8 protein-coding genes and 3 rRNA genes are annotated in these 12,381 nt (G+C 67.0%); all 11 read right to left on the reverse strand.

The annotated features are described in order from the left end of the window. Positions 1–55: 55 nt before the first annotated feature. Complete coding sequence (locus ACOOHC_RS10435; protein ID WP_420450343.1) at positions 56–949, reverse strand: phosphotransferase enzyme family protein; 894 nt, start codon at positions 947–949, stop codon at positions 56–58. Continuing rightward, positions 946–1,842 carry an FAD-binding protein gene (locus ACOOHC_RS10440; RefSeq protein ID WP_420450344.1) on the reverse strand — a complete coding sequence of 299 codons (897 nt, stop codon included), beginning with the start codon at positions 1,840–1,842 and terminating at the stop codon, positions 946–948. The genes ACOOHC_RS10435 and ACOOHC_RS10440 overlap by 4 nt, the downstream gene beginning before the upstream one ends. Continuing rightward, entirely contained in the window at positions 1,842–3,311 is a 1,470-nt protein-coding gene (locus ACOOHC_RS10445; protein WP_420450345.1) for an FAD-binding oxidoreductase, read from the reverse strand. The genes ACOOHC_RS10440 and ACOOHC_RS10445 overlap by 1 nt, the downstream gene beginning before the upstream one ends. 10 nt (positions 3,312–3,321) lie before the next feature. Then, a complete protein-coding gene (locus tag ACOOHC_RS10450) occupies positions 3,322–3,651 on the reverse strand; it encodes a hypothetical protein (protein ID WP_420450346.1) in 330 nt (109 codons plus the stop codon). Next, positions 3,651–4,088: a hypothetical protein gene (locus ACOOHC_RS10455; RefSeq protein WP_420450347.1), complete on the reverse strand. Its 438-nt coding sequence runs from the start codon at positions 4,086–4,088 to the stop codon at positions 3,651–3,653. The genes ACOOHC_RS10450 and ACOOHC_RS10455 overlap by 1 nt, the downstream gene beginning before the upstream one ends. Next, positions 4,085–5,380 (reverse strand): replication-associated recombination protein A, encoded by a 1,296-nt coding sequence (locus ACOOHC_RS10460; RefSeq protein ID WP_420450348.1) that lies wholly within the window; start codon positions 5,378–5,380, stop codon positions 4,085–4,087. The genes ACOOHC_RS10455 and ACOOHC_RS10460 overlap by 4 nt, the downstream gene beginning before the upstream one ends. A 91-nt stretch (positions 5,381–5,471) precedes the next feature. After that, complete coding sequence (locus ACOOHC_RS10465) at positions 5,472–5,939, reverse strand: NUDIX domain-containing protein (protein WP_420450349.1); 468 nt, start codon at positions 5,937–5,939, stop codon at positions 5,472–5,474. Then, positions 5,936–6,634, reverse strand: coding sequence for a hypothetical protein (locus ACOOHC_RS10470; RefSeq protein WP_420450350.1), 699 nt, complete (start codon positions 6,632–6,634; stop codon positions 5,936–5,938). Before ACOOHC_RS10470 ends, ACOOHC_RS10465 begins: the two co-directional genes overlap by 4 nt. A gap of 595 nt (positions 6,635–7,229) precedes the next feature. Beyond that, positions 7,230–7,346 (reverse strand): 5S ribosomal RNA (gene rrf, locus ACOOHC_RS10475). A 56-nt stretch (positions 7,347–7,402) separates the two neighbouring features. Then, a 23S ribosomal RNA gene (locus ACOOHC_RS10480) occupies positions 7,403–10,478 on the reverse strand. A 379-nt stretch (positions 10,479–10,857) separates the two neighbouring features. Further along, positions 10,858–12,378: ribosomal RNA gene (locus tag ACOOHC_RS10485) — 16S ribosomal RNA — on the reverse strand. The 16S, 23S and 5S rRNA genes sit together here, the layout of an rRNA operon. Positions 12,379–12,381: the final 3 nt, after the last annotated feature.

Genomic DNA, 12,381 nt, shown 5'->3' on the forward strand with positions numbered 1-12,381 from the left:
GCGTGCGGCGATGACGTCGTGACGGAGCGGAGACGGCACGGTGGCCGGTCGCCGGCTACTGCGCGCCCCACACCCGCGCGTCGGGGTCACCGCGCCAGTGCGCGAGTCGCAGCTCGGCTTCGGCCAGCGCCGCGGGATCGACCGTGGCCGCCTTCCACCTCATCAGGGTGGCCGAGACGAGCCGCAGCTCGGCGAACGCCTCGGCGTGGCGGTCGCCGCGCGCCGACCAGCCGTACCCGCCGGAGTACTCGTCGTAGATCCCCGGTCGCCCACCCCACCTCTCGGTCCACGTCATCAGCGGGGCGTGGTCCCACCCGCGCGGCGCGACGCACAGCAGGTCCCAGTCGAGCAGCACGGGCCCGTCCGGGCTCATGATCACGTTCCCCGGGTGGACGTCACCGTGGCACGTGACGAGGTCGGCCCCCTCGAGGTCGCCCCACCCCCGGTGCCGCTCGATCGCCGCACGCAGGCCGTCGACGGCGGCGGCGTCGAGGGTGGGGGCCAGCTCGTCGAGCATCTCGTCGTGGCGCCACCACGGGAGATCCGTCGGCGACGGGCACGGCACCCCGTCGGGCAGGTCGGCGGGGTCGATCGAGTGCACCGCGCGGACCACCTCGCCCGTCCGGTGCCAGTCGACGGGACGTCCCGTGTCCTCGACGCGCTCCCACGCCGTCGCGCTGAGACCGGACACCTCGACCACGTCGTCGCGCACCGGTGCCGGCACCGGCACCCCCCGCTCGGCGAGCGACCGGGCGAGGTGGATCGAGGCGACGGCCGGCACGCTCGGCGCCGACACGCGCACGACGGCACCCCCGGCCGTGAAGATGGCGTTCATCGCCGTCCTCAGCGGCGTCGGCGTCCCGAGGCCCCACCGCTCGGTCGCGGCGACGGCGACCCGGCGCGCGGCGGCGTGGTCGCCGACGGGCCGGTCGACGAAGGCGCGGGTCACATCCGTCGCCGACGGGCCGTCAGGGGGTCGACGCCGGGGTTCAGCCGTCCGGCGGGGTCGAACCCCTCCTTGATCCGGGTGTGCAGCGCGCGCACCTCGGGCAGCGGGTCCGGTCGCTCCTGGGGGCGCGAGTGGTGCACGACGCCGACGCCCACCTCGGCGAGGAAGGAGCCCGCCGGCTCGTCGCGCAGGACGTCGATCCCCGCCGGCGGCATCGACCAGCGGTGCGGCCCCGGCGACGGAGGCGGCCCGTCCGCCGCGATCAGGTCGCAACGCCCGGCGGCGGCGTCCACGTCGCTCTCGTCGCCGTCGAGGCGGACCCACGTCGTCGCCCCGTCCCACAGGACGCTGACCGGGCGGTGCAGGTCGCGCAGCAGCCGCGCGGGCTCGCCCGAGGTCGCGAACCAGGCGGAGTGGCGCGGGAGGGGACGGGTGCGCAGGATGCAGTCCCCGAAGAACCCGAGCGTCCCGTGCGATCCGACCAGGAGCCGGCACAGGTCGAACCCGCTCACGTTCTTCACGGTCGGGCCGCCCGCCGTCGTCACCTGTCCGGTCGCCGACACGTAGCGGGTCCGCAGCAGGACGTCGCGGATCGGGCCGTGGCCGAGCCGGGTCACGTCGCTGGCACCGACGGCGAGCGCGCCGCCGATCGTCCCCCCGGGTGGGACCGACACGGTCTGGCCCACCTCGGCGAGCTCCCCCAGGACGTCGGTGACGGGGGTCCCCGCCCCGCACTCGACCACCATCTCGGCGGCGTCGACGCGGGCGATCCCCGCCGGCGCCGCCACCGAGCGGACGTCGACCACTCCCCCGCCGCGGCTGGCCGTCCCCTCGACGGTCACGTCGCCGGCGGCTCCGACGGACGCGGCGAAGTCGTCGAGCGTCCGGTCCATCAGATCCAGGCGCCGGGCGGCACGGCCTGGACGTCGCCGCAGGTCGCCGGGTTCGGCAGCACCTTGTCGGGGTTCGCGAGCAGGCGCGGATCGAACGCCGTGCGCAGGGTCTCCTGAGCCGCGAGATCGACCTCGGAGAACATCAGCGACATCATGTCGCGCTTCTCGAGGCCGATGCCGTGCTCACCGGACAGGACCCCGCCCACCTCGACGGAGAAGCGGACGATCTCGCGCCCCGCGGCGTGCACCTTGTCGACCATCCCCTCCTCGCGCGCGTCGTACACGAGCAGCGGGTGGAGGTTGCCGTCGCCCGCGTGGAAGACGTTGATCACGTCGATCCCCGCCCGCTCGGTGATCTCGTACACCTTCTCGATGACCTCGGCGAGCCGAGCGCGAGGCACGACGGTGTCGTGGAGGTAGTAGTTCGGCTTCACCTGCGCCACCGCCCCGAATGCGCCCTTGCGTCCCTTCCACAGCACGGCGCGCTCGGCCTCGTCGGCGGCGGTGCGGATGCGTGCGACGCCGCCGGCGGCCGCGAGCTCCTCGATGCGCGCGACCTCGTCGGCGACCTGCCCCGGTTCCCCGACGCACTCGACGAGCAGCGCCGCCGCCGCGTCGACGGGGAGCCCCGCGTGGAGCCAGGCCTCCACGGCGCGCAGGCAGAGCTGATCCATCATCTCCACCGCGGCGGGCACGATCCCGGCTGCGATGATGTCGCTCACGAGCTGCGCGCCCTCGGCGACCGAGTCGAACTCCATCAGCATCGTGGCGACGTCGGGAGCGTCCTGGGTGAGCTTGACGCACACCTTCGTGGCCACCCCGAACATCCCCTCCGACCCCACGAAGGCGCCGCGCAGGTCGAGGCCGTCGGGTTCGGGCTCCTCTCCACCGAGCACGGTCACCGATCCGTCGGGCAGCACGACCTCGAGAGCGAGCACGTGGGAGCTCGTCACCCCGTCGGCGAGGCAGTGCGGTCCCCCCGAGTTGTTCGCGACGTTCCCGCCGATCGAGCAAGTCTGCTGGCTGCTGGGATCGGGGGCGAAGTGGACGCCGTGGTGCGCGATCCGCCGCGACAGGTCGAGGTTCAGCACACCGGGCTCGACCCACGCCTGCCGGTTGACCGGGTCGACGGACAGGATCCGATCCATCTTCGACGTCGAGATGACGATCGAGCCCGCCCGGGGCACGGCCCCGCCGGCGAGCCCGGTGCCCGACCCGCGTGCGACGAACGGCACGCCGAGGTCGTTCGCCACCTCGACCGCAGCGCGCACGTCGTCGGTCGAGGACGCGAAGACGACGACCGCGGCCGCCCCGCTCATCGTCGATGCGTCGCGTCGGTAGAGCCGCGTCTCGGTCGCACCGGAGCGGACCGCGGCGGGGTCGATGCGCGCACGCAGCGCGGCGGCGACGACCTCGAGATCGGCCACCGCTTCGACGTCGACGGTCCCTGCCGGCGCGACGCTGCTCAACGCGGGTGCCTCACCGGGGCCGCAGGACGACGACGCGATCCGAGTCGACCTCGACGCCGTCGACGAAGACCTGGTCCTGGGGGCCGACGTGGTCGTCGAGCGACACGAGGCGCCCGTCACGCCGCGCCTTGAGCTCGTCCTCGTGCTGGCGCATCGCGTCGCGACCCTCGCGCACCGCCCCGACGACGTGGCCGGCGGTGCCGCGCGCCTTCGTCGCGGCGGATCGGGCGACCCCGCTCGGCGACACCTGCGCGACGGTCGAGCGCACCTTGCGCCTGGCGTAGCCGACCCCGGTCGCGCCGGCCGCCACCCCGCCCACGAACCACGAGATCCGCTTCATCACGCGCGCCTCCTGGCTTCCCGTGGGATCTCGGCACGGCCGCGCCGCACGTCGATCACGTCCGCGCCGCGCGTCGAGCGGGCGGCGACGGGCCGGCCGCGCAGGCGCGACCAGGTGCGACCGGCGCCGCGCGCCACCCCGGCCGCCTTGATCGCCGGCGAGGAGTAGGCGGATCGCGCGACCGTGGATCCGACCGCGTCGCCGATCGCCTCGGCCGATCCCAGCACCTTGTCGAAGCGCTCCAGGTCCTGGCGGGCGACGTGGGCCGATTCGCGCAGCTCGTCGATCAGCGGGCGCGTCTGCTCGCGCATCTCGACCACCTCGCCACGCAGGTCGCGCACCGCGTCGAGCACCCTCAGCAGCACCACGACGAGCGCGGCGAACCCGATGCTCAGCAGCACGGCCGCCAGAACGACGACGAGCTCGCCGGCGGTCACGACCGCACCCCGGCGGTTCGGCGGGCCATCATCTCCGCCACTCGCCGTTCCTCGCCGTGCTCGGACGGCTCGTACCACCGGCGCCCGACGAGCGCGTCGGGCAGGTGCTGCTGATCGACGTGGCCGGACTCATCGTCATGAGGATACCGGTAGCCCTCCCCGTGGCCGAGAGCGGCGGCGCCCTGGTGGTGGGCGTCGCGCAGGTGGGCGGGGACCTCACCGGTGGCGCCGTCGCGCACCGCGGCCCGCGCGCTCCACACGGCGAGCGCCGCCCGGTTGCTCTTCGGGGCCGTCGCGAGGTGGATCGTCGCCTGCGAGAGGTTCAGCTGGGCTTCCGGGAGCCCGACGTGCTCGACGGCGTGCGCAGCGGCCACCGCCACCTGGAGCGACGTCGCGTCGGCGAGCCCGACGTCCTCGCTCGCGAAGATCACCAGTCGTCGCGCGATGAAGCGGGCGTCCTCGCCGGCCTCGAGCATGCGCGCCAACCAGTAGACCGCCGCGTCGGGATCCGAGCCGCGCATCGACTTGATGAACGCGCTCACGACGTCGTAGTGGTCGTCGCGGCCGTAGCGCAGGGCGCTCGTGCCGAGGGCGGCTTCGACGTGGGCGAGCTCGACCCGGCCGTCCGCAGCCAGCGCGCACGCCACCTCGAGCGAGGTCAGCACCTGGCGCCCGTCACCGCCGGAGCGGTCGACGAGCAGACCGATCGCCTCGTCGGTCGCCGACGCCCCCTCGGCCTCGAGACCCCGACGCACGAGCACCTCGACGTCACCCGGCTCCAGCGGCTCCAGGCGGAACAGCGTCGAGCGGCTGCGCAACGGGGGGTTGACCTCGAAGAACGGGTTCTCGGTCGTCGCCCCGATCATCGTGAGCGTCCCGTCCTCGACCGACGGGAGGAGCGCGTCCTGCTGGGACTTGGAGAAGCGGTGGATCTCGTCGAGGAACAAGATGGTGCCCTGGCCTCGCTCGCCGAGGCGCTGGCGGGCGCGCTCGATCGTCTCGCGCACGTCCTTGACACCGGCGGTGACCGCCGAGAGCTGCTCGAAGGCGCGCCGGGTCGTGCCGGCGACCGCGAGCGCGAGCGTGGTCTTGCCGGTGCCGGGCGGGCCCCACAGCAGCGCCGAGGTCAACCGGTCCGACTCGACGAGGCGGCGCAGGGGGCGGTCGGGGCCGACCAGGTGGCGCTGGCCGACGACGTCGTCGAGCGTGCGCGGCCGCAGGCGTGCGGCGAGCGGGGCGCTGCTGAGGCGGGCGCGATCGGCCGCCGCGCCGAAGAGGTCGTCGCCGCTCATCGACGTCGACCCCACCTCGTCGCGCTCGCCGTTCCGGGCGGCGGAACGGTCGTCGACTCGATCGACGGAACGGAGGGGTCGGTCGCGTCGTTCACGTCGTGCGCTCGTCGAGCAGGACGCGCCGGTACGACGCCCGTCGGAACTCGACGACGTGGTCGACCAGCCACGTGCGCTCGACCCACTTCCACGCACCGAACTCGACGCCGTCGGGCGTGGGCTCGACGTCTCGATCGCGCACCTCGAAGAAGAACCAACGCTGCGCCTGGCCGAGTCGACCGTTCCGCCGCGGCCCGTCGGGCCAGGTGTAGGCGGTCCACTCCGGGTACTCGCCGACGAGCTCCACCTGGGAGGCACGGAGGCCCGTCTCCTCCTCCAGCTCGCGCCACACCGCCACCTGCGGGGTCTCGTCCTGATCGATCCCGCCCTGCGGGAGCTGCCACTCGCCGGGGAGGTCGATCCGCTCGAAGGCGAGGACCCGGCCCTTCTCGCCGGCCACGACGGCGACGACGTTCGCTCGGAAGTGCGGGGTCGCCGTCGTCGGGTGAGCCGAGGCCCTCACCGCCCGAGACCCCGGAGCCGCTCGGCGACGTCGACGAAGTCGGGAGCGGTCTGCGCGATCGCCCCGAACCACCGCCGCGCGGCGATCGTGTCACCGGCGCGATCGTGCAGGTCACCGAGCACGTACCACTCCCGCAGGTGGTGGTCGCGCACGCGCTTGGGCGGCGTGCGGCCGTCCTCCATGAGCGCGATCGCCCCCGTGACGTCACCGCGATCGGCGAGTGAGTTGGCCATCACGATCCGCCCCTCGGCCATGACGTCCTGGGCGGGCGAGGCCGCCTTGATCTCGTCCCACACGCGCTCGACGGCCGTCCAGCGTCGCAGACCCCGGTAGGCATCGGCGATCACCGGGAGCAGGGCGGGGTTCTCGTTGAGCTCCTGCGCCTTCTGCAGCGCGGCGACAGCCGGCTTGAACCGGCCCAGGCGATACGAAGCGAGACCGAGGACCTCCTGGACCGCCGACACCATCGGCGCCTCCTTGGCGATCGCGGCGGCCAGCCGGCGCGCTTCGTCGAAGCGCTCGCGGTCGAGCGCCTCCGACGCCTGGGCGAGCCGCTCCGACAGGCGCGCACCGCGCTGGGTGCCGAGGGCGTCGACGAGCTCGGCACCGATGTCGGGGTCGAGCGGGCGCGGCTCGCGCCGTTCGACGGGAGCGGTGGCGGCGCGCTCGGCCGCCGCCGACGCCACGTCACGCACGGAACCCTCGTCGACCCACTGCTCGGTGACCCGTTCGGCGGCCCACCGGCGATCGCGATCGGGGTCGGCGGGCGGGCGCGGCCCGCGCCGCCGGTCGACCTCGGCCGCCCGGCGCTGCGCCTCGGTCTGGGGGGCGTCGACCGTGTCCTTCCACTTGGGCGAGAACTTGTCGCCGCGGCTGCGGGAGCGATCACCGGGTCGCGACCGACCGTCGCGGCCAGCTCCGCCCGGCCTCCCGCCGGTGCGCGACCGCCCGTCGGGCCGACCGCCACCGGAGCTGCGGCCGCCGGCGCCTCCCGAGGAGTCGCGCGACCCGTCACGGCCATCGGGCCGCCGGCCCGACCGATCTCGATCCCGCCCGGCTCCTCCCGGGGAGCCCGATCCGGGCCGACGGCCATCGGACCGGCCTCGCCCGGAGCTCGAGCGGCCACCACCGGACGACCCGCGCGATCCGCCTCCCCGTCCACCGGACGACGGACGATCGGAGCGCTCTGCAGACATGGCGGTCAAGGCTAGGGGCCGCCACTCGCCACGTGCGCCGAGAACGACGAAAGCCCCACCTGACCGACGGGTCAGGTGGGGCTCTCGAGTCGAGATCGGGCGACGTCCTACTCTCCCAGGGGGTCTACCCCCAAGTACCATCGGCGCTGACAGGCTTAACTTCCGTGTTCGGGATGGGAACGGGTGTGACCCTGTCGCTATGGTCACCCAAATCAGTTGTCAAAGGGATGACTCCCTGATGACTCCAGAGCAAGCACGAGCATTGTTCAAACCAAGCCCTCGGCCGATTAGTACCGGTCGGCTGAGCGTGTTGCCACGCTTACACCTCCGGCCTATCAACGTGATGGTCTCGTCACGGGCCTTACTACGTTTACCGTATGGGAACACTCATCTTCACCCGGGTTTCCCACTTAGATGCTTTCAGCGGTTATCCCTTCCGTAGGTGGCAAATCTGCGATGCCTCTGGCGAGACAACAGACACACTAGAGCTACGTCCGTCCCGGTCCTCTCGTACTAAGGACAGCCGGTGTCAATGTTCCTTCGGTTGCGGAGGATAGGGACCGAACTGTCTCACGACGTTCTGAACCCAGCTCGCGTACCGCTTTAATGGGCGAACAGCCCAACCCTTGGGACCTGCTTCAGCCCCAGGATGCGATGAGCCGACATCGAGGTGCCAAACCTTTCCGTCGATATGGACTCTTGGGAAAGATTAGCCTGTTATCCCCGGAGTACCTTTTATCCGTTGAGCGACCACACTTCCACACGTGATGGCCGGGTCACTATGCCCTACTTTCGTACCTGCTCGACTTGTAGGTCTCGCAGTCAAGCTCCCTTGTGCCATTGCACTCGACGGCTGATTGCCAACCAGCCTGAGGGAACCTTTGGGCGCCTCCGTTACAATTTAGGAGGCGACCGCCCCAGTCAAACTACCCGCCTGGAACTGTCCCTGATCCGGATCACGGATCGAGGTGAGAGATTCAACATACACAGGGTGGTATTTCAACAGCGACTCCACACGGGCTGGCGCCAATGCTTCCAAGTCTCCCACCTATCCTACACAATGCAGGTCAAATCTCAATACCAAGTTATAGTAAAGGTTCACGGGGTCTTTCCGTCCTTCCGCAACTAACGAGCATCTTTACTCGTACTTCAATTTCGCCGGGTCTGTGGTTGAGACAGTGGGGAAGTCGTTACGCCATTCGTGCAGGTCGGAACTTACCCGACAAGGAATTTCGCTACCTTAGGACCGTTATAGTTACGGCCGCCATTCACTTGGGCTTAGGTTCACAGCTTCGCTCCGAAGAGCTAACCGTTCCCCGTGACCTTCAAGCATTGGGCAGGCGTCACAGGGTATACATCGCCTTACGGCTTCGCACCCTGCTGTGTTTTTGGTAAACAGTCGCTACCCCCTGGTCTGTGCCACCCTCCTCAGCTCGGACAGCAAGTGTCGTCACCAGAGAGGGTCCTCCTTCTTCCGAAGTTACGGAGGCAATTTGCCGAGTTCCTTAACCACAGTTCTCCCGCTCGCCTTGGTATTCTCTACCCGCCCACCTGTGTCGGTATGGGGTACGGGCACCGTGACAGCTCACTGCTGGGCTTTTCTTGGCAGCATGGAATCGATGACTTCGCAGTATGTCGCTCGGCATCGCGTCTCAGTGTTGAGATCCGATCTCTCAAAAGGATCCACCTACACGCTTACCCCGGGACAACCATTGCCCGGGTTCATCTATCCTCCTGCGTCCCCCGTCAGCTATCCGCCAGCGGCTCGGTCGGTTCGCTCACCCGAAGGTGAACAGCCCCAACGTTGCCACTCTTGGACCTGGCGCGGTCACGGTGGTACTGGAATATCAACCAGTTGTGCATCCACTACGCCTCTCGGCCTCGTGTTAGCTCCCGACTCACCCTGGGGGGATTAGCCTTCCCCAGGAACCCTTGGGCTTTCGGCGGAGGGGTTTCTCACCCCTCTCTCGCTACTCATGCCTGCATTCTCACTCGATGCCGCTCCACGTGCCCTCACGGATCCGCTTCTCAGCTGCATCGACGCTCCTCTACCGCTCGTACGGTCCCGAAGGAACGTACGAACCCATAGCTTCGGCTCAGGACTTGAGCCCCGTTACATTGTCCGCGCAGGATCACTCGACCAGTGAGCTATTACGCACTCTTTCAAGGGTGGCTGCTTCTAAGCCAACCTCCTGGCTGTCTGTGCAATCCCACATCGTTTTCCACTTAGTCCTGAATTAGGGGCCTTAGCTGATGATCTGGGCTGTTTCCCTTTCGACCAGCGGAGCTCATCCCCCGCGGTCTCACTGCTGCGCTCTGGAGTACCGGCATTCGGAGTTTGACTGGGGTTGGTAAGCTTGTGGGCCCCCTTACCCAATCAGTGCTCTACCTCCGGTACTGAACACGCAACGCTGCACCTAAATGCATTTCGAGGAGAACCAGCTATCGCCAAGTTTGATTAGCCTTTCACCCCTATCCACAGCTCATCCCCGCAATTTTTAACTTACGTGGGTTCGGTCCTCCACGGAGTCTTACCTCCGCTTCAACCTGGCCATGGATAGATCACTTGGCTTCGGGTCTACAGCATGCGACTTCACGCCCTATTCAGACTCGCTTTCGCTCCGGCTTCCCATCTCTGGTTAACCTTGCCACACACCGTAACTCGCAGGCTCATTCTTCAAAAGGCACGCCATCGCGATCGCACTCCGAAGAGTACGACGACGCTCTGACTGTTTGTAAACCAACGGTTTCAGGTACTATTTCACTCCCCTCCCGGGGTACTTTTCACCTTTCCCTCACGGTACTGGTTCACTATCGGTCACCAAGGAATACTTAGACTTATGGGGTGGTCCCCACAGATTCACGCCGGCTTTCACGGTTCCGGCGTTACTTGGGATGACAGGCGGGTAGTACGTGCATTTCGGATACGGGGCTGTTACCCACTCCGGCCGGACCTTTCCTGATCCGTTCTCCTATGCAGCACTTGTAACCCGTGATACTTCTGAAGCAGTATCTCCTGGTCCCTCGACCCCGCACCAGCAACGCCTTCAGGCTTGGCACTGGCACGGTTTAGTCTCTACCCATTTCGCTCGCCGCTACTCAGGGTGTCGCGGTTGCTTTCCTTTCCTCGGGGTACTGAGATGTTTCAATTCCCCCGGTTCCCTCCTGCTGCCCTATGTGTTCAGACAGCGGTACCACTCCATGACGAGTGGTGGGTTTCCCCATTCGGACATCTACGGATCAGGGCCTAGTCGACGGCTCCCCGTAGCTTTTCGCAGTCACTCACGTCCTTCATCGGTTCTTGGTGCCAAGGCATCCACCGTTGGCTCTTTGTAGCTTGGAAAGAACAAGATCTATCTTCTCGTTCGGCGAGACGTCCGAAGACGCCTCGTTGTTACGGGCCGACCCGTACGGGCCGGCCAATAAAGATGCTCGTGCTTGCTCTGCAGTTCTCAAGGAGCCACCGATCAGCGATGCCGTCAGAGCCACTCCACCGATCACGTGGATCGGTGGGAGCTCGAGGCCGCTCGCTGCGGCGTGAAGGATCGAATCCCTCAAAACGGAAGAGAAGACGGTGCCCGTCGGACGTCGTCGCACGAGGAGGGACCGAATCCCTCGACCCGTGCTCGGGTCGTTCGACAGACGCACCAGTGCACCAACAGGTGTGTCGTGCTACCGGATCAGACGTCGTGCTGATCATCGGCAGACGAAGCACTCCTTAGAAAGGAGGTGATCCAGCCGCACCTTCCGGTACGGCTACCTTGTTACGACTTCACCCCAATCACCGACCCCACCTTCGACGGCTCCCTCCCCGAGGGGTTGGGCCACCGGCTTCGGGTGTTGCCGACTTTCGTGGTGTGACGGGCGGTGTGTACAAGGCCCGGGAACGTATTCACCCTGGCGTGCTGATCCAGGATTACTAGCAACTCCGGCTTCATGGAGTCGAGTTGCAGACTCCAATCCGAACTGAGACCGGCTTTGATGGGATTCGCTCACCCTCACGGGATCGCAGCCCTTTGTACCGGCCATTGTAGCGTGTTTGCAGCCCTGGGCATAAGGGGCATGATGACTTGACGTCATCCCCACCTTCCTCCGAGTTGACCCCGGCAGTCTCCTGCGAGTCCCCAACATTACTTGCTGGCAACACAGGATAAGGGTTGCGCTCGTTGCGGGACTTAACCCAACATCTCACGACACGAGCTGACGACAGCCATGCACCACCTGTGTAAGGCCCCGAAGGACACCCTATCTCTAGAGCTTTTCCCTACATGTCAAACCCAGGTAAGGTTCTTCGCGTTGCATCGAATTAAGCAACACGCTCCGCTGCTTGTGCGGGCCCCCGTCAATTCCTTTGAGTTTTAGTCTTGCGACCGTACTCCCCAGGCGGGGCACTTAATGCGTTAGCGACGGCGCGGATCTCGTTGGTTGAGACCCACACCTAGTGCCCAACGTTTACGGCATGGACTACCAGGGTATCTAATCCTGTTTGCTACCCATGCTTTCGCTCCTCAGCGTCAGTTACGGCCCAGAGCGGCGCCTTCGCCACTGGTGTTCCTCCTGATATCTGCGCATTTCACCGCTACACCAGGAATTCCCCGCTCCCCTACCGCACTCTAGTCACAGTAGTATCGAGTGACCTCTCAAGGTTAAGCCTTGAGTTTTCACACCCGACTGACTGAACCGCCTACGAGCTCTTTACGCCCAATAAATCCGGATAACGCTTGGTGCCTACGTGTTACCGCGGCTGCTGGCACGTAGTTGGCCGCACCTTCTTCTGGAGGTACCGTCATTTTCTTCCCTCCTGAAAGCGGTTTACAACCCTAGGGCCTTCTTCCCGCACGCGGCGTTGCTGCATCAGGCTTGCGCCCATTGTGCAAGATTCCCCACTGCTGCCTCCCGTAGGAGTCTGGGCCGTGTCTCAGTCCCAGTGTGGCTGATCATCCTCTCAGACCAGCTACCCGTCGATGCCTTGGTGAGCCGTTACCTCTCCAACTAGCTGATAGGCCGTGAGACCCTCCCGGACCGGCGGACCTTTCATCGTCTCCCCATGCGAGGTGACGGTGGTATCCGGTATTAGCAGTCGTTTCCAACTGTTATCCCGAAGTCCGGGGCAGGTTTCTCACGTGTTACGCACCCGTTCGCCACTAAGTCTTCCGGAGCAAGCTCCTTGGACTTCGTTCGACTTGCATGTGTTAAGCACGCCGCCAGCGTTCATCCTGAGCCAGGATCAAACTCTCCAACGAAAA

The sequence above is a fragment of the Ilumatobacter sp. genome, from assembly GCF_965215205.1.
Taxonomy (GTDB): Bacteria; Actinomycetota; Acidimicrobiia; order Acidimicrobiales; family Ilumatobacteraceae; genus Ilumatobacter_A.